The 18,044-nt window shown below is 57.0% G+C and carries 17 protein-coding genes; 8 read left to right on the forward strand and 9 right to left on the reverse strand.

Going from position 1 to position 18,044, the window contains the following annotated elements:
• Positions 1-38: 38 nt before the first annotated feature.
• Positions 39-662: a GNAT family N-acetyltransferase gene (locus IEV00_RS07275; protein ID WP_188359692.1), complete on the reverse strand. Its 624-nt coding sequence runs from the start codon at positions 660-662 to the stop codon at positions 39-41.
• A gap of 260 nt (positions 663-922) precedes the next feature.
• On the opposite strand from IEV00_RS07275, the gene IEV00_RS07280 reads away from it, so the two are divergent.
• From IEV00_RS07280 to IEV00_RS07290, 3 genes are all read left to right on the forward strand, one after another.
• Positions 923-1,888 (forward strand): GNAT family N-acetyltransferase, encoded by a 966-nt coding sequence (locus tag IEV00_RS07280; RefSeq protein ID WP_229723129.1) that lies wholly within the window; start codon positions 923-925, stop codon positions 1,886-1,888.
• Between the two features lie 236 nt (positions 1,889-2,124).
• A complete protein-coding gene (locus IEV00_RS07285) occupies positions 2,125-3,000 on the forward strand; it encodes a PRC and DUF2382 domain-containing protein (RefSeq protein ID WP_188359693.1) in 876 nt (291 codons plus the stop codon).
• A gap of 138 nt (positions 3,001-3,138) precedes the next feature.
• The gene (locus tag IEV00_RS07290) at positions 3,139-4,023 is read left to right on the forward strand and encodes an SDR family oxidoreductase (RefSeq protein WP_188359694.1); all 885 of its coding nucleotides are present in this window, start codon (positions 3,139-3,141) and stop codon (positions 4,021-4,023) included.
• A gap of 155 nt (positions 4,024-4,178) precedes the next feature.
• Here the strand turns inward: IEV00_RS07290 and IEV00_RS07295 are convergent, their stop codons facing one another.
• Genes IEV00_RS07295 through IEV00_RS07305 form a run of 3 tightly spaced genes read right to left on the reverse strand, consistent with a single transcriptional unit; the run spans position 4,179 to position 5,402 of the window.
• A complete protein-coding gene (locus IEV00_RS07295) occupies positions 4,179-4,511 on the reverse strand; it encodes an MGMT family protein (protein ID WP_188359695.1) in 333 nt (110 codons plus the stop codon).
• Complete coding sequence (locus tag IEV00_RS07300) at positions 4,511-4,885, reverse strand: hypothetical protein (protein ID WP_188359696.1); 375 nt, start codon at positions 4,883-4,885, stop codon at positions 4,511-4,513. Before IEV00_RS07300 ends, IEV00_RS07295 begins: the two co-directional genes overlap by 1 nt.
• Positions 4,860-5,402, reverse strand: a complete 543-nt coding sequence (locus tag IEV00_RS07305; protein WP_188359697.1) for a hypothetical protein — start codon at positions 5,400-5,402, stop codon at positions 4,860-4,862. The genes IEV00_RS07300 and IEV00_RS07305 overlap by 26 nt, the downstream gene beginning before the upstream one ends.
• A 156-nt stretch (positions 5,403-5,558) precedes the next feature.
• On the opposite strand from IEV00_RS07305, the gene dusB reads away from it, so the two are divergent.
• The gene (gene dusB / locus IEV00_RS07310) at positions 5,559-6,737 is read left to right on the forward strand and encodes a tRNA dihydrouridine synthase DusB (protein ID WP_188359698.1); all 1,179 of its coding nucleotides are present in this window, start codon (positions 5,559-5,561) and stop codon (positions 6,735-6,737) included.
• Positions 6,738-6,748: 11 nt separating this feature from the next.
• On the opposite strand, the gene IEV00_RS07315 is transcribed toward dusB, so the two are convergent.
• Positions 6,749-8,107: a YjiH family protein gene (locus tag IEV00_RS07315; protein WP_188359699.1), complete on the reverse strand. Its 1,359-nt coding sequence runs from the start codon at positions 8,105-8,107 to the stop codon at positions 6,749-6,751.
• 130 nt (positions 8,108-8,237) lie between these two features.
• On the opposite strand from IEV00_RS07315, the gene IEV00_RS07320 reads away from it, so the two are divergent.
• Positions 8,238-9,563, forward strand: a complete 1,326-nt coding sequence (locus IEV00_RS07320) for a deoxyguanosinetriphosphate triphosphohydrolase (protein ID WP_188359826.1) — start codon at positions 8,238-8,240, stop codon at positions 9,561-9,563.
• Between the two features lie 75 nt (positions 9,564-9,638).
• Here IEV00_RS07320 and IEV00_RS07325 read toward each other — a convergent pair whose 3' ends face one another.
• The 4 genes from IEV00_RS07325 to IEV00_RS07340 form a co-directional block, all read right to left on the reverse strand.
• Positions 9,639-10,295, reverse strand: coding sequence for a maleylpyruvate isomerase family mycothiol-dependent enzyme (locus tag IEV00_RS07325; RefSeq protein ID WP_308936402.1), 657 nt, complete (start codon positions 10,293-10,295; stop codon positions 9,639-9,641).
• 65 nt (positions 10,296-10,360) lie between these two features.
• Complete coding sequence (locus tag IEV00_RS07330) at positions 10,361-11,188, reverse strand: fumarylacetoacetate hydrolase family protein (protein ID WP_188359701.1); 828 nt, start codon at positions 11,186-11,188, stop codon at positions 10,361-10,363.
• 2 nt (positions 11,189-11,190) lie between these two features.
• A complete protein-coding gene (locus IEV00_RS07335) occupies positions 11,191-12,288 on the reverse strand; it encodes a cupin domain-containing protein (protein WP_229723130.1) in 1,098 nt (365 codons plus the stop codon).
• A 108-nt stretch (positions 12,289-12,396) separates the two neighbouring features.
• A complete protein-coding gene (locus IEV00_RS07340; RefSeq protein WP_188359703.1) occupies positions 12,397-13,146 on the reverse strand; it encodes an IclR family transcriptional regulator in 750 nt (249 codons plus the stop codon).
• Positions 13,147-13,230: 84 nt separating this feature from the next.
• On the opposite strand from IEV00_RS07340, the gene IEV00_RS07345 reads away from it, so the two are divergent.
• The 3 genes from IEV00_RS07345 to dnaG all read left to right on the forward strand — a co-directional run bounded on the left by IEV00_RS07345 (position 13,231) and on the right by dnaG (position 17,930).
• Positions 13,231-14,577 (forward strand): MFS transporter, encoded by a 1,347-nt coding sequence (locus tag IEV00_RS07345; protein ID WP_188359704.1) that lies wholly within the window; start codon positions 13,231-13,233, stop codon positions 14,575-14,577.
• A gap of 32 nt (positions 14,578-14,609) precedes the next feature.
• Positions 14,610-15,914, forward strand: coding sequence for an FAD-dependent monooxygenase (locus tag IEV00_RS07350; RefSeq protein ID WP_188359705.1), 1,305 nt, complete (start codon positions 14,610-14,612; stop codon positions 15,912-15,914).
• 108 nt (positions 15,915-16,022) lie between these two features.
• On the forward strand, positions 16,023-17,930 hold the full coding sequence (gene dnaG, locus IEV00_RS07355; RefSeq protein ID WP_188359706.1) for a DNA primase: 1,908 nt from the start codon (positions 16,023-16,025) through the stop codon (positions 17,928-17,930).
• The last annotated feature ends 114 nt before the right edge of the window (positions 17,931-18,044 follow it).

Raw genomic sequence — 18,044 nt, forward strand, 5'->3', positions numbered from 1 at the left:
GGGGAGGGCGGCTTTGTGCGTGGCGGCTGGGCTTTTTCCTAGAGGGCTACTGCCAGCTTGAAATCGGTGCTGAGGGCATCTGTGTGTCTTGATGCCTCCCAGTCGCTTCGGATAATCGACTTAATCAGGGAGTCGTGGAAGTTACCGTTGAAGAAGAGCGCCTGGCGGCGTCGTCCTTCGGTCACGAAACCACAGGAGGAGTAGACGTAGCGGGCGCGGGTGTTGAACTCGAAAACTTCCAGCTCAATCCGGTTCAGCCCCAGGTGCTCGAAACCGTAGTCCACAATCAGCTGGGTGGTCTCGGTGCCCAGGCCACGGCCCTGGCCGCTGGCGCCGATAGCAATGCGGTAGTTGGCCGAGCGGTTGTGGGGGTCATAGTGGTTGAGTACGGTCTCGCCCACGTAGTTCTGGTGGGCAAGGTCAAAAATCGCCAAATCGAGGCGGTCGGTCTGGGCATTTCTCGAACAGTACCAGGAGCGCAGGCGCTGTTCATTGAAGCGGTGGGTGGTGCTTTCTTCGTCTGAGGAGACCGAGCCGGTCTTAGCCATGACCTCGGGCTCGGCCAGAATTTCTATCATGGCGTCGGTTGCTGCTAAGTCAAAGGGGCGGAGCTCTACCAGTTGTCCGGTGAGGGTGGGCTTGTGCGCAAACGGTGAAGTCATATTCCTGAGCCTAGGGGTGCTTTATGAACTCGGTCTTTGCCTCTTTTGTCTAGCGGGCAAAGAAAAAGTGGCTAGAACTCAAATTTAAATATTTTTCCTTGTCAGAGCTTTTCTACCTGGAAAGCTAATGCTACTCATCTGTTGTAAACCTGGGAAGAATCGGGAATAAACTTTGCGATTGTCTGTGTTTAGAAGGGGCTAAAACTAGCCCCCGTATAATGGCAGAAAGAAGAAGCCCCGTCTCTTTTTAAGGAGAATTTTTGAGCGATTTTAGTTTCCGTCCCTGGCAAGAGGGTGATGACCTAGCCCTGCTCCAGGTGTGGTCAGACGTTGAAAACGGTCCGCAGCAGTCGTTTCGTACCATGCTGGCGGTAGATTCAGACGAGGCCCCCTGGCGCCGCACCCTGGTGGCAGAACACCAGGGCATTCCCGTGGCTGCTGCTACCGTCTACGAGACTTCCCTGCACAACCGCCACCTGTGGGCCTACGTTGAGGTGGCTCCTGACCATCGGCGGAACGGATTGGGAACCGAGCTCTTGCAGCGGTTACGCGCCGAAGCCGCCTCAGCGCCGTCCGGAGTTACCTCCCTGCGCGCAAAAGTTGCGGTGGGTTCATCGGGAGCTGCCTTCGCCGCAGCCTCAGGGTTGCGCGAAATCCAGCGCTCACGCACCGTGCGGGTGGAGGCAGGCTCGGTGCCCCCGGTGCCGCTACGCATTAATGACGACGACCAACCGACCCAGGCCATTGAAGATATTGCAACCGGCTCGGTTGAGCTGACTAAAAAATTCTGGGACTTCTACCGTCGCTCGCATCAGTGGGATCCTCCGGCTGAAATTTCAATTGGCAGGGTGAACAGGCTCTTCCTCTCAGATGAGGCAGAGGCGCTCGGTGCCGTGGTGCTACGGGATCAAATTATTGAGGCTCGTCGCGAGGGCAAGAAGGGCGATATTAAAGCCTTTGCGGTGAGCTACCGCCCCTTCGAGCAGGATTCCCCTGATTTTCAGATTCCCGACGATGCCGCGACGGAGGTTCTGATCGGTTACGACTTTGACTACCCCGGAGCCCGGGAGGCCATTATGCAGGTGCTTTCCCTGCTGGTTGCCCAGTACCCGGTCACTCTTGAGGTGGACGACTCTATGGAAGATCTGGCAACCATGATCGAGCCTCTGCTGAAGATGGGGGCTGCCAGCGTGGAGGAAGACACGCTGGTGGTTGCAGAAAAATAAAAATCTTTTTGTGAGCTGTTGATGCCCGCCACAACCCTGTGTTTGCAGGGGGTGGCGGGTATTTTAGTAAGCTGAATCACTGATAAGCAGGGTGGCTAATTTATTCAGTAGGCTTGTTTTTAGATATTGAGCCTGCTTATGATTGTGGTGGTCGATGCGTCAAGGATCGAAGCAAAAAGGCTCCGATCCGCGTGTCAGTAAAAGAAGTAATCACAGAAAATAGAGGTTATTCCACGATGGCTAACAACAACATTGTCGAGCAGCTCCGTAACTCCACTGTTTACGGTCAGGACGGCGAGAAGATCGGTAAGGTTGGCGTTGTATACGTTGACGCTGATACCTCAGAGCCCACTTTCGTTACCGTAAACACCGGCCTGTTCGGTACCAACGAGTCTTTCGTTCCCGTCAACCAGGCGAAGTTCAATGGCGACGATGTAACTGTTCCCTTCACCAAGGAATACGTTAAGGACGCTCCGAACATCGCTGAAGATGGCGAACTCTCACCCGCAGAAGAGCAGCGTCTCTACGAGTACTACTCACTCTCCAACAACGGTGCTAACTACAACAACGGTGAGTACACCGAGCGCAACGCTGGCACTGCCGCAGGTACCGCTGGCGTAGCGGGCACCGCAGGTGTTGCAGGTCGCGATACCGACCGCCGCGATGCTGACCTTGACCGCGACCGCGTAGCAGCTGACCGCAACCGTGCAGACGCTGACCTGAACCGTGATGGCGACGTCGTGGCTCACGAGGAGCGCCTGAACGTTTCCACCAACACCTCCGCTCGCGAAACCGGCAAGGTTCGTCTGCGCAAGGTTGTTCACAGCGACACCGAGACCGTTGAGGTTCCCGTTCGTCGCGAAGAGATTCACGTTGAGCGCACCGACATCAAGGACGGCAAGGTTGTAGACGGCTACGACTTCGACTCCAAGGAAGCACAGGCTGACGTTACCGTGACCGCTCACGAGGAGCGCCCCGTTGTTTCCACCGAGACCGTTGCTACCGAGCGCGTGTCTGTGGGCAAGGAAGTCCACAACGACACCGAGCGCGTATCCGGTGAAGTTCGCAAGGAAGAAATCGTAGTTGAGGGCGACGAGAAGAACCGCCGCTAATTCAACTCGGTTAGCTTTGCTAGCTTGATAAAACTCCCCGTATTCTTCATCAGAGTGCGGGGAGTTTTTTATACCGGCCAAGAACCAAACTATTGAGAAGCGTGGGCGAAACTCCAACTCGCCCGTAAGGAGCACAGAATGAGTGCAATGCAGGATCCTCGCACCAAGTACGATGCGATTGAGCCCCCGGAGCAGACCCAGCCCGAGCCGGGTCTGGATATTAAAATGACTCCGCTTGCCGATTTGGGTATTGAGAGCTATGTGGGCCACGGGCGTCTCGAGGGGCGCAAGGCCCTGATTACCGGCGGTGATTCCGGTCTGGGCGCAGCGGTAGCTATCGCCTATGCTCGCGAGGGAGCGGATGTTGCGATTTCCTACCTGCCCGCTGAAGAGCCCGATGCTGAGCGTATTATCGAGCAGATTGAAAAGGCTGGCCGCAAGGCGCTTGCCCTGCCCGGCGATCTCACTGAGCTGGCCCAGTGCCAGAAGATTGTTGAAGACACCGTAGAAGCCTTTGGCGGCCTGGATATTCTGGTCAATAACGCATCGCGCCAGGTGTGGCACGAGAACTTTGAAGACCTCTCCGATGAAGATTTTGATTTGACCATGAAGTCAAATATTTATTCTTCCTACAGGGTTTCCAAGGCGGCGGTACCGCACATGAAGCCCGGCTCTTCCATTATCTTCACCTCCTCTATTCAGGGTTATGACCCCTCGGAGACCCTGCTGGACTACGCACTGACCAAGGCAGCTCAGAATAACTTCAGCAAGGGTTTGGCTCAGGCTCTGGGTCCCTGCGGTATTCGCGTGAATGCTGTGGCTCCCGGCCCCTTCTGGACTCCTCTGCAACCCAGCCACGGCCAGCCCCAGGAGAAGCTGACCCAGTTTGGCCTGGATACCCCGTTGGGGCGCGCAGGCCAGCCCGCCGAGATTGCCGGAGCCTATGTGTTCCTGGCGTCTGAAGAAGCATCCTATGTCTCCGGTGAGACCCTGGGCATCACCGGTGGTCGCCCGACTCCTTAGGGTTTTAGGCTGCCCAGGTGACTGGTGCAGAAAAGCGGTTTCCGATTGCGAGTTTGCAACCGGAAACCGCTTTTCTGCACCACTAGCGGGGTGCCCCGGCCTTGCGGGTGTCGGTCTTTATCTAAGGACGGCGCTGTCGAACTGGCTGCCGCGTGTTAGGTGAGGTCCGCGGTGGCTTTCTTCCAGTGCACCTCGAGTTCTTCTAGCTCAATCCGGTGGGATTTAAGCTGCGCACCTGTGCCTGCCGGGTTGAGCGAAATATTCTCTTCCCTCCAGTGGGGGAGTGCCTCGTTGAAGTGGCCGGGAATCTCGCCTTTGGCATTGCATACCCGCCACCAGGCAACATTAGACCCCCAGCGGGCCAGCAGGTTACCCACCACCCGCGGAGATTCGCCGGTGATTGCCCCAATATCGCCGTAGGTGGCAAGTTTGCCTCTGGGGATACACTCCACTGCTCGAAGAACTTTCTCTACCCGAAGATCATCCATTAGACGCCCAGATCTTTGGCGGTGCGGGACTTCTTAGAGTCTTTGGGATCCATTGAGAGGCGAGAAGCAAAAAGGGCAATCATGAAAGTGAAGACAACCTGGGCCGGTGATTCTGGAAAGATAATCCACGAGAATAGATGGCTGGCAATCACCGCGAGAAAGGTTCTTAGTGGCGACCATCGCACTAGACTGAAGCCTTTGCGTAAATCTAGAAATAGGCCCACATTGAAAATAGCAACTGCCAGAGTCCAGATGGATGACTTGAAAAGGTCGTCACTTCGCAGAAACATAAGAATCCCGAAGATAATCCAGCTAGCAATGGTTAGTACCACGGCGGTCTTGGAGGTATTACCAGGGGAGTTCTGTTGAGTCATCAAGGTAGATCACCAGTCCTGTAATTTTCTTAGCTTTGTTGAAGGCGATTTGGCCAACCGGTTCCCCGTGGTCATGGCGGAGCCGAAAGGTGAGAACATACTGGGAGCCGGTCCATTCAATCACCGAGCGCTGAACCTCAATAAAGGGTCCCACGGAGTCAATTACGGAGTGCCAGACTTTAGAAATCTTTCGTTTGGAGAGCAACCGCGCTGCCGCGTAGGTCATTAAAGCGTGCACCCGCTCTATGTCTGAGTGGGCCAGCGCAGCAAAAACCTCATCGGCTATTTGCTGTAGTTCTTTCTGGATTTGATCAAGGGAAGAAGCGTTATAGACCCTTGTCTCATGGAAACGCTGTGATGCGGCCTGCTTGGTCACGCCGAGTATCGTTCCGATCTGCTGCCAGGTTGCCCCGGCGAGTCGGGCTTCCCCCACGGCGTCCTCAAGACTGCGGCTGGCGGCGGTGACGGCTGTCTGCGCCTCGCGTACCCGTTCGAGCAGGGGGTCGGAGTTTTCCATGATTCACCTCCTGACATGTGGTTCTGTCAAAAAATCTTTACATTACACACTTTCCTCGATACTTGCTTGTCTGTCAAGAAAAACTTTCCTTACCCTCAAAAATTCTGTGAGCAATCCCAATCGCCCGGGTACTAGGGAGTGTGCGAAAATTGCTAGGTGACTGAAACTATCGCCCCCCGTTCAAAGCAGCTGAAACTACCTCCCCTGAACCTGGGCAAGCACACCATCGATGTACCGGTGGTGCTGGCGCCTATGGCAGGTGTAACCAACAAGGCTTTCCGCCGTCTCTGCCGTGAATACGGTGGTGGCCTCTACGTGACCGAGATGGTCACCGCACGGTCCCTGGTGGAGCGTCGTCCTGAGTCTCTGCGCATCATCGAGCACGACAGCGACGAGGCGATTCGCTCCATCCAGATTTACGGTGTGGACGCCGTCAACGTGGGTAAGGCCGTGCGGATGGTGGTCGAGGAAGACCGCGCAGACCACATCGACCTCAACTTTGGCTGCCCGGTGCCCAAAGTAACCAAGCTGGGCGGTGGCTCGGCTCTGCCCTGGAAGACCGACCTTTTTACCGCGATTGTAGAGACCGCCGTGAAGGAGGCCTCTCGCAACGATATTCCGCTGACCATCAAAATGCGCAAGGGCATTGACGAAGACCACCTGACCTTCATTGAATCGGCAAAGATTGCTCGGGACGCCGGGGTTGCGGGTATTGCTCTGCACGGGCGCACCCTCGAACAGCGCTACTCGGGCCATGCCGACTGGAACGCTATTGCCGATCTGCGCGAGGCGATTCCCGATGTTCCGATTCTGGGCAATGGCGATATTTTCTCCGCAGAAGATGCAATTTCTATGGTGGAACAAACCGGCGTAGACGGCATTGTGGTGGGCCGGGGTTGCCAGGGCCGCCCCTGGCTCTTTGGCGATTTGCAGAACGCTTTTGAGGGCTCCGAAGAGCGCTTCCGCCCCGGCGTTTCTGAGGTGGCGGATATGATTTACCGCCACGCTGAACTGCTGGTGGAGACCTTCGGCGATGAAGCCAAGGGTCTGCGCGAGATCCGCAAGCACGTAGCCTGGTACTTCCACGGCTACCCCGTGGGCGGACAGCTGCGCTCGAAGATGGCGACCGTTCCCGATCTGGCATCTTTCCGCGAGTATCTGGCTGAGCTGGACCACTCGATTGGCTACCCCGGTGCGCCGGTGGAGGGCCCCCGTGGCCGCGCGGGCTCACCCAAGAAGCCCCACCTGCCGCAGGGCTGGTTGGATTCGCGAGTGCTGGGGGACGCCGAGCGGTTGGGTCTTGCCGGTGCAGAACTGGACGTCTCGGGCGGCTAGACCCTGTCTCTTTAAACCTGGCCGAGGATGAGATGGGCCAGGGGAGCGGTGAGCACCAGACTCAGAATGACTCGTTCGAACCAGATGACAATCAGCTTCCAGAAAGAAATGGGAATTTCTGTGGCCAGGATTGAAGGCACCATGGCCGAGAGAAAGATAACCGCTGACACAGAGACTACCGCAATGATGAAAGCGTCAACGGTGGGTGCTTCCGCGCCCATCTGGCCTGCGGGCAGGAACATTTCAACCAGGCCCAGGCTCAGCGCTTTACCGGTGTTGGTAGGGTCGCTGAACCCCAGAAGGGAGTTGATGGGGTAGAAAATCCAGCCCATCCAGTCAAAAAGCGGGGTGTATTTTGAGAGCAAAAGGCCAATCAGCCCCACAGACATAATGGAGGGCAGAATGGCCGATGCCATGAGAATCCCGTCTTTAAAGTTCAGCCACATGGTTTTGAAAACACCGGGAGAGCTCTGCAAAGTGCCGCGTGCCTGAGCCCAGGCATGCAGGAACTTACCCTTTTTAATCTCGACTTCGGGGCTGGGTGTGGAGCCCGGATAGTAGTCGTTAGGAATGGTGGAAAGGGGAGGAATACGCACCGAAATAGCGGTGACCAGATAGGTCACTATCAGGGAAACGAAGAAGTAGAGCAGCCAGTGGTCCATGATATTCAGTGCCTTAGCAACAACCACCATGAAAGTAACCGAAACGGTGGAGAAGCCGGTGGCGATGATCGCTGCCTCCTTGGCGGTATAGCCACCGGTTTTATACATGCGGTTGGTCAGGAGCAGGCCCAGGGAATAGGAGCCAACAAAACTGGCGACGGCGTCCACAGCAGAACGGCCGGGAGTTTTCCAGACGGGGCGCATAATGGGGCGAACAAAGACCCCCACAAACTCCATAAGACCAAAGCCGATGAGGAACCCCAGAAAAATAGCGCCGATGGGCACAATTAGTCCTACTGACTGAACCAGTGTGACCCAGAGGAAGGGACCGATTGACTCATCAGCCAGCCAGGCTGGGGGAGCGGTAAGCATCAGGACGGCGGCTACTAGACCAGGGATGTTGAGGAAAGCGAAAATCGCTTTGGTTGCTGATTGTTTCCAGGTGCCCGTGATGAAGGGGCGAATCGTTCCCAGGCAGATGAGCGCCAGCATGAGCCAGGGAGCTACGGGGCCTAGCAGGTTCTTGACGATGGTCACCGCGTGGTCAAGCGGAATGGAGGATTTGCCCTGGAACTCAACGGGTACAAAGAAGACGAAGATACCAAACAGCGAAAGCAAGACTAATTTAATGGCATCTTTGGCGGTGCCAGGGCCACGGACGGTTGCCAGCGCTGCCGTTTTCTCTTCGGCAATGTAGTGCTCGGTCATTATTCACCCCTTAAATGTATATACAAAAGAGTGTAATGCTTATCACTGGTTCTGAAAAGGGGTATTCGTGAGCTGAAGTGAGCCCCGCTAAACTGACAGCATGAGCAAAATCATTGAACCCGAAGACGGAATGGTTCCCGGTTCAGAGCTTGCCCCCACGGCAGGCTATACCGAGGTCGATGCTGAACGTTGGGTGCCTGAACTGCATCGAAACGTCTACCGGTCTGCTTTTGAACGCGACCGGGCGCGGGTTCTGCACTCCTCAGCCCTACGCAGACTGGGCGCCAAAACCCAGGTCATGGATCCAGATACTGACGACTTTGTGCGCACCCGCCTTACCCATTCCCTTGAGGTGGCACAGATTGGCCGTGAAGTGGGACGGATGCTCGGCTGCGACCCCGATGTGGTCGATACCGCCTGCCTCTCCCACGACCTGGGGCACCCACCCTTTGGCCACAACGGCGAGACAGCCCTGAACAAACTTGCCTCAGACGCCGGAGGCTTCGAGGGCAACGCCCAAACCCTGCGCCTGCTAACCCGCCTGGAGCCCAAGGTCATTCGTCATGACGGGGGCTCAGCCGGTCTCAACCTCACCCGAGCCACCCTCGATGCAACCTGCAAGTACCCCTGGACCCTCGATGAGGCACCCGCCCGCCCCGACGGCCGTCCTAACAAAAAATTCGGCGTCTACCCCGACGACCGGCGGGTCTACGACTGGTTCCGCGCAGAAGCCGCAGCAGCCGGCGCGAACCCCAAGCAGAAGTGCATGGAGGCAATGGTCATGGACCTAGCCGACGACATTTCCTATTCGGTGCACGATGTTGAAGACGCGGTGTTCGGCGGCCACGTGCAGTTAGAGGAGCTGCGCAACGTAAAGAACCGCGAGAAAGTTTTTGAGAAAACCCGCCAGTGGTACCTGCCGCGGGCAAGCGACGATGAGCTCGACGCCGCGTTGACCCGGCTGGAATCGCTGGATTGCTGGGTGCCCTATATGAGCGGCACCAGGGCATCGATGGCGGCTTTCAAGGCACTGACTTCTAAGGTGATCGGGCGATTCGCCGCCACCTCGATGGAGACAACCCGCGAGAAATTCGGCTACGACCGACCGCTGACCCGCTACTCGGCGCAGCTGATAGTTCCCGAGAAAACCGAGCACGAAATCGCCGTGATGAAGGGCATCGCCACCACTTTTGTGATGACCGTTCGCGACGCCCAGCCCCACTATGAAAACCAGCAGGAGATTCTGACTCTGCTGGTTGAGGCGCTTCTGGATAACCCCGACTACCTCGATCCGGTTTTTGCCGCCGATCTGCGGGAGCTGGGGCCCAATGACGACGTCGCCCGACTGCGACTGGTGATTGACCAGGTGGCCTCGCTGACCGACCGGTCTGCGGTGAACCTCTATAAACGAATTACAGGCAATCACTGGGGCCTGGGAGATAAGCCGCTCTGGTAGCCGAACGGTGGATTTTAGGCTTAATTTTCGCAAAATTAAGCCTAAAATCCACCGCTCGCGCCAAGGGGAAAGAGCCTAGAGCCAGCGCGGTGGCTCAAGGTCGGTATCAACACCGGCAGAACCGCGGCCCGAAGCCCAGCGGGCCAGCCCGGCGAGACTTCCCCGAATCTCGGTGGAACCGGTTCCGTAACGCTCCCCAGAATCGGTGTCGATCAGGGTGAAATCAGCCTGATCGCCCCACTTGGCAAGAATCTCGGGAATTAGAGTCTGAAGAATAATTGTGGGAATCTGCTCAAAGGTGGCCCCCTTATTCAGGTCGAAAGCGTGAATCCAGACTTCCCGCGAGCGCATCCAGAGCATCTCTTCAGCCGGGACTGTGCGGCCCTGAGCTGTGCGCACCTGGTGGCCCCAGGCGGCGTCGTCCATCGAATTCCAAGCCGCAGTTAGCCGCGCAACCGTGTGATCGTGCAGGTTAAAGAGCGCAGCCGGTGGCAGGGTGGTGCCGTACTCGATTTCCTCGTTGCGGGCGGTGGGGGAGGAATACATGGGAGTCTCCACCCCCGTGGTTGCCCACTCCACCAGGTTGCACAGCGCCGCGGCGTTATAGCTGACGTGGGAAATGATGTGGGCCCGTGTCCATCCCTCGAGATTGGTTTCTTCGCCCAGTTCATCCTCGGTGATATGCGATACTTGCTGCGTGTAGTGGGCGGTACCGCGTAGCGCCAAAGTCATGCGTTCTTCTCGGGGGAGATCATGAAAACTTGCCACCGGTCGGCTCCTTTGCTGGTGAAAACGGTTTATTCGAAGACGGTCTTGTTAGCGATTGAGCCTAGGCCTTCAATGCTGACCTCTACGACGTCTCCATTACCAATGTAGCGCTTGGGGTCGCGGGCGTGGCCGACTCCGCCGGGGGTGCCGGTGATAATGACGTCGCCGGGGTTGAGCGGGTAGATGTGAGAGATGTATTCGATGAGGTCGGCGGGTTTGAAGACCAGGTCATCGGTGGGGGTGGTCTGCATCTTCTCACCGTTGAGGAAGGTTGCCAGCTCGCCACCGAATTCGAAGGAGTCGGTGGTTGTCATCCAGGGGCCGAAGCCGGCTGACTTCTCGAAGCTTTTGCCCTGGTGCCACTGAACGGAGCGGTACTGATAGTCGCGCATGGTGTAGTCGTTCATCACGGCGTAGCCGGCAATGTAACCTTCAGCGTCGGCGGCTTTCACGCGGCGGGCGTACTTGCCAACGATCACTGCCAGTTCTCCCTCCCAGTCCAGCTGGGAGTTGGCGTAGTCGGGCACCTGCACGTCATCGTAGGGGCCGATGAGAGCTTCGGGGTACTTGGTGAAGAGGGTGGGGTAGGTGGGGAGCTCCCGCCCCATTTCCTTGATGTGGTTAGCGTAGTTGAGACCAACGCACACGATCTTGGAGGGGGCGGGCACAACGGCGTCAAGGTCCTTCTCCTCAAAGGTGACCTTCTCGCCGTTGGCGGTCTCGGCTACCTTATACCAGTCGTCCTGCTTCAGCAGGTCGCCCACGCTGGCGTAGCCGTCTACCAGCACGCCTGAGTGATCAGATTCAACCCTGACGGTTGCGGTGGAGCCCTTGTGGCGGATTGTTGCTAGACGCATTCTTAGATTCCTTCCGGGGAGTATGAACGGAACAGGTTGAGCTTTTCAAAGATGGGGAAGTCGCTGAAGCAGAAGAGGTCTGCGCCCTCGCTGCCTGCCTCGAGGTGCCACTTCTTCCAGGAGGGCACCACGACGACGTCGCCGTGGTTGATCTCGAAGGGCTTCTCGTCGATAACGATGGTTGCGCTACCCTCGAAAACTTGGAAGACGCGGTTGCCTACTTCGTGGATGGGCAGGGTTGAGGCGCCTGCGCGCAAGCGGTGGAATTCGGCGCGGATGGTTTGCATGACGTCGCCGCCGGTGGAGGGGTTGGAGAAGCGAATGGCAGCGTGGCCGGGGGAGACAACTCCGGCAAAACCTGCATCTTCAAGGGCTAGCTGGTCGCGCAAAGCGGCGTCGGTGTGTTCCCAGGCGTAGCGGCCAATGGGAGATGACGGTTTAGCGCCGGGGAAGGCCAGGGGTCGCAGACCCGGATGAGCCCAGAGCCGCTCGGAGCGGGAGGTTTCCGGGGTTGCCTCATCGGTGAGGTGTTCGGTGCCGAATTCGAAGAAACCGGTATCCATTTTGTACTGGAAAGGAATATCCAGACCGTCCAGCCATGCCATAGGTTCGCTGGCGATGTTGTGGTGGCCGTGGAAGTTCCAGCCGGGGGTCAGCAGAAAGTCACCTCGGCGCATGGGGGTGGCATCGCCGTTGACCACGGTCCATACCCCTTCGCCCTCGATCACAAAACGGAAAGCGTTTTGTGAGTGGCGGTGCTCGGGGGCGTTCTCCCCGGGAGCTAGATACTGAATTGCAGCCCAGAGGGTGGGAGCAACATGGGTTTCGCCGTGAAGGCCGGGATTGGCCAGACCGATGGCGCGGCGTTCACCACCGCGGCCCACCGGAACGAGCTCGCCCGAGCGCTCGGCCAGCTTGTGCAGGGTAGACCAGTCCCACTTGTAAGGAACTGCTTCTGGGGTGGGGTGCTCGGGCATGAGGTTGCCGATCTGGTTCCAGAGCGGCTTCATGTGCATCTGGTCCATCTGAGCGTACATGTCGTTGAGTTCTGCCTGCTCTTCGGGAGTGGGCAGCGGAACGTTCATAGAATCTTGGTGCATATCGAATTCCTTTTCCACAATCTCCATTGACGTATGGAAATGCCGAGTACGGAGTCCAAGATAGTTAGGAGCTATGTAGCTCACAATTACTTTCCGCTCAGCGGAATACTAAAGGTAATCTTTACTAATACTTGCCAGGGTGTTGTTGGCTTCTCTGCTGAGCCGGATGAGGGAGCTGGCGTAGGCGGGGTAGTTTTTCTTGAACCTGTTTCTGGGGATAGAGATAGCGATACCTCCCAATATGTCGCCCACCTCGTTGGTGAGGGCGCAACCTACCGCTGAGAGTTCTTCTTCAGTGTCTCCGTCATTAATTCCAAATCCCTGCGAGCGTGCCTTTTGAATGATTTTGCGCAGGTTGCTAAATTCGCTTTCGTTCAGCTGGGGGTGCAGGCTCCGAAGTTCGGAGGTGGAGAGGTGGGTGAGCATGTGCTGGCCCGCAGCGCTTTTGGAAGCGGGTAGCGTGATTCCCACCCGCTTGCCCACCCGAATCAGGTGGGTACCTTCAACGCTGTGAACAAAAGTCACCTGGGCGCGTTCTCGAATCACCAGATGGCAGGTTTCCCCGGTTTCCTTAGCTAGCTTTTGCAGGAAGGGATGAACAATACCGCGAAGGCGATCTCCCTCTACTTTCCGCTTGTGCCCCAGAGAAAGGGAAGGGCCCACGATGTACCTTTTATCTTCGGTTTCTACCGCAAATTCGTGAAACACCAGCATCTGCAGGGTGCGGTGGGCGGTGGAGACACCTATCTCCAGTTCTTTAGCTGCCTGGGAGACGGTGAGCTGCTGTTTTTCTTGGAGGAGGAGGATTAATCGCAGGGTGTTGTCTGCTGATTGAAGGAACTCTTTGGGGCGATCCACGGCATAAACTTTCTTCTGAAAATATCTTTCCAGTCTGCGGAATATTATTGCACGTGTTTTGGGTCACCCTAAAAAATGTGACGCATGGCTAATCACGTAACAACTCAGGATGAGGTCTCGAATCCTCACCCCGCGGCGTCCTCGGACTCAGCAAAGACGCTGACCGAACCCCGCCGCTCAGAATTTTCAATTTTCGGTCTCAGCGGTCGCCCGCTGGTAGCAGCCCTGGTGGGCTGGTTCTTCGTGGTCTTTGACGGCTACGACCTCATTGTCTACGGAACCGTTCAGTCCCACATTATGGAGGAGTGGAGCCTCACTCCGGCACAGGCGGGAACTCTAGGCTCAACCGCCTTTTTGGGCATGATGATTGGCGCGGTAGCCCTGGGGCGAATCTCCGACGCTATGGGCCGAAAATTCGCCATCATTTTCTCGGTGGTGGTGCTCTCGGTCTTTACCATTCTCTGCGCCTTCAGCCACAATCCGGTTCTCTTTGGTCTCTTCCGCCTCTTCGCCGGCTTCGGCCTGGGCGGTTTGGTGCCCTCGGTCAACGCTATGGTTTCTGACCTGGCTCCGGTGCGATACCGGGCCCTCTGGGCAACCTGGACTATGTCCGGTGTTCCTATCGGTGGCTCAATTGCAGCGGTGGTAGCAATTTTCGTGGTGCCCACCCACGATGAATGGGGCTGGCGCTTTATGTTCCTCTTCGCCGCTATTCCGCTCATCATCGGTCTTCCCCTGGCACTGAAAACTTTCCCGCAGCAGGAGAAAGCAGCCGCTGAGGCAGAGAAGGCAGCTAAGAAGGCTCGCCCGGGCTTTGGCTCCCTCTTCAGCCTTGAGTACCGTTTCGCTACCGTAATGTTCGTTCTGGCAACCGTATTTACTCTGCTGGCCTGGTACGGTCTGGGTACCTGGTTGCCCAAGCTGATGCAGCAGTCGGGCTATAACTTTGGCGCAGCCCTGGTCTTTACGCTGGTACTGAACCTCGGCGCCGTCATTGGATCATTTATCACCGGCTGGATCGGCGACACCTTCGGCCCCCTGCGCTCCGCTATTATCTCGGCTTCGGTGGCCGCGGTAGCTCTCTTCTGCCTGCTGCTGCACCCGCCGGTTGGCCTGGTCTACATTATTCTGGTGCTGGCGGGCGTGGGCACCCACGGTACCCAGGTTCTGATTATCGCCGCAATTGCTACCTACTATCCCCAGGATCTGCGCGGCACCGGCCTTGGCTTTGCCCTCGGTTTTGGACGAATCGGCGCGGTAGCAGCTCCCCAGCTTGCGGGCCTTCTGCTGGGCCTGCAGTGGGCTAACGAAAGCGCCGGCGTTGCCTCTAACTACGTTCTCTTCGCCGGTTCCGCCGCGGTTTCGGCTGTGCTGCTGACCTTGCTTTCCCTAGGACGGCGCCGCTCGGCTCACGTGCGCGAGGCTGCTTAGTGGGGAGCTGGTTTTAAGGAAAGGAGTTAACCATGAATCAGAAAAGCCTACACGGCCAAAAAATAGCAATTTCAGGAGGAGGAATCGGTGGTGCTGCTGCGGCACTGGCTCTGGCACTCCGGGGCGCGGAGGTAACGCTCTTTGAACGCGCCAAGGTATTCAAGGAGGTCGGTGCTGGACTTCAAATCGGGCCCCACGGCTGGAAAATGCTGGATAAATGGGGTGTCAGCCAGAGGATTACTGATTTGGGGTTTCAGCCTAAAGATATGATTTTCCGCGATGCCGTGGACGGTTCTGACTTGGTAACTCTCACCTTCGACGAAGAATTTGAGAACCGCTATGGAGGAAAATACATAGTTATTCATCGTTCTGACTTGCTGACTACCCTAATTGAGGCAGCCCGAGAAAATGGAGCAACCCTTCACAACGGAATCAAAGTCGAAGATACCTTCAACGAAGAAAGCGGCACAGGCGTTGAGCTTTCTCTTTCCACCGGAGATATTTTTAAGGCTGATGTTTTTCTTGCTTTTGACGGAGTGCACTCAGTCCAAAGGGCTAAGATGCACGGCGATAAACCGGTGCCCTCGTCCTATGTTGCTTATCGAGGAACTTCTTCGCTAGTAGAGGATGAAGAGATGAAAGGGCTTAAATCAGTTATTGGATACATAGGCCCTCACTGCCACTTCATTCAGTACCCTCTGCGGGGAGGAAATCTTCTTAACCAGGTGGCGGTTTTTGAGTCCAAGCGGTACCTGGACGGTCTGAAGATTGGAAACGTACCTGAAGACTGGGGTAATAACGAGGAACTCGACTCAGCCTACGACCACTGCACCGATTTTATTCAATCGCGTTTGCCCTTGATGTGGCGCGATAAATGGTGGCAGATGGCTGATCTTGAAGCTGTGGACACATGGGTAAACGGTCGCATTATTTTGTTAGGGGATGCGGCCCACGCGCCCCTTCAATACCTAGCTTCTGGTGCTGTGATGGCAATGGAAGACGCTGAATGCGTTGCCCAGTATGCAGAGGATTTCGTCAGGGCTCACGGCGCGGTGGATTGGGATAGGGTTCTCCTTGAGGTGGAAACAGAGCGCGTTAACAGGTGCCGTCGAGTGCAGAACCTTGGGCGATTCTGGGGCGAAATTTGGCATGTGGACGGCGCTGCCCGCTTACTTCGCAATGAGCTGTTTCGTAATGCCGAAAACAACTGGTATCGATACGTTGACTGGCTCTGGGGGTACGACGTCACCGATCGAACCTATGTCCAAGATCCTTCGAAGGGAGATTTGCCTGAGGGACTGGAAGACTACAGATACGCTCTAGCTGGAACAGGCTAGTAGAGCCGAACGGTGGATTTTAGGCTTAATTTTGCGAAAAAAGAGCCTAAAATCCACCGTTCGCGCGGGTGAAAGTGCCCATTTGACCGCTTCGCTACACTTATATGCGTGGCAGGTTTGATTCGACGTGAAGACATAGACGAGGTACGCTCCCGCACCGATATTCGCGAAATTGTTGAGGGCTACGTGACCCTCAAGAGCGCGGGTATCGGCTCCTTTAAGGGGCTGTGCCCTTTTCATGACGAGCGCACCCCCTCTTTCCACGTGCGTCCGCAGATGGGCACCTATCACTGCTTTGGCTGCGGCGAGTCAGGCGACGTTATCTCTTTCGTCATGGCTATGGACCATACCTCTTTCGCTGAGACCGTCGAAAAGCTAGCCGCCCGGATTAACTACGAGCTCCACTATGAGCAGGGCTCGGGCATGAGCCGCGAAGAGGTGGGCCGCCGTCAGCGCCTGCTGGATGCCCATAAAATTGCCGCGGAGTTTTATCAGCGTAACCTCTATACCCCGGCGGCTCGCGAAGCGCAGAAGTTCCTGGGCGCTCGCGGCTTTGACCCACAGGCCACCCGGACCTTTGGCGTGGGTTTTGCACCGCGCGGCTGGGACCATCTGCTCAAGTACCTGCGCAACAAAGGGTTTACCGATGAAGAGCTAGAGGCAACCGGCATGTTTTCCCGTGGAAACCGCGGCCTCTACGACCGTTTTCGCGGCAGAATTATGTGGCCGATTCGCGGTATTGCCGGGGAAGTGATTGGCTTTGGCGCCCGCAAGCTCTATGACGACGATCAGGGGCCCAAGTACCTCAATACCCCCGAAACCCAGCTCTATAAGAAGTCCCAGGTGCTCTACGGCCTAGACCTTGCCAAGCGTAATATCGCCAAGAAGAAGCAGATTGTGGTGGTTGAGGGCTACACTGATGTAATGGCCGCCCACCTCGCCGGCATAGATACCGCCGTGGCAACCTGCGGCACCGCCTTTGGTGCCGGCCATATTAAGGTGGTGCGTCGTTTAATATCCGACGACGGCAGCGGGGGAGAGGTCATCTTCACCTTCGACGGCGACGCCGCCGGGCAGAAAGCCGCCCTGCATGCCTTTGAAGAAGACCAAAAGTTCGTGGCCCAGACCTACGTGGCTGTTGCCAAAGACGGCATGGACCCCTGCGATCTTCGCCTGGCCCGAGGCGACGCCGCCGTGCGCTCGCTGGTGGCCAACCGGCGTCCTCTCTTTGAATTCGCTCTCCAGGCGACCATCGGCAATTACGACTTGCAGACCCTCGAGGGGCGGGTGCGCGCCATGCGCGCCGCAGCTCCCATTCTGGCGGGTATTAAAGACCGCGCGCTCCGGCCCGCCTATATTCGGGAGGTCGCAGGCTGGCTGGGCATCGACACCGACGAGGTTCAGCGGGCGGTTACCTACGCAGTGAATCACCCGCAGGTGAGCGCGCGGGAGCGGGCACAGGCAGAGCAGGACGCGCGGCAGGCGGCAGAGCGCGAAGAGCAGGCGGCCGCCGTCCGAGAAGAAAATCCTTTTGAGATTCCCGATCTAGCTGACCCGGTTGCTCGAATGGAACGGGAGGCGCTGGAAGTCGTGATTCAGCTGCCCCACTACCTGTCGGTGAGCCAGTGGCAGGAGCTTGCCCAGGTGCAGTTCCGCTACCGGATGCACGGCGGCCTTGCTGAAGGAATTATTGGCGCTGCCTCTGAGATAGTGCCCCAGCCCGGTAGTACCTGGGTCAACTCTGTGCGTTCCCACGCGCCTGAGCAGGTGCATGCCCTGCTGGCAGAGCTGACCGTCTCACCCATCCCCGCCCGCACCGAGGAGCAGCTCGCGCGCTACGTGCACGATATTCTGAACCGGCTTTTTGAGCAGCAAATTAACAGACAAAAGTCTGACCTTCTCATGGAGCTACAGCGCCTCAACCCTTCAACCGATTCCGGGGAATTCAGCCGGATTCAAAGGGAACTGCTCGACCTTGAGCTGCGCCGCCGCACCATCATGGAAGGGCAGGATTAGCCTGTGATTGAGGTTACCCAGAAAATTCCACTTTCGATTTGCGCGGGCAAAAAAACCTGTGTAGAGTAATTACTCGTTGCGGCGATGAGAGATCAAAGCCGGAACGGCAAACAT

The sequence above is a fragment of the Rothia aerolata genome, from assembly GCF_014635585.1.
Classification (GTDB): Bacteria; Actinomycetota; Actinomycetes; order Actinomycetales; family Micrococcaceae; genus Rothia; species Rothia aerolata.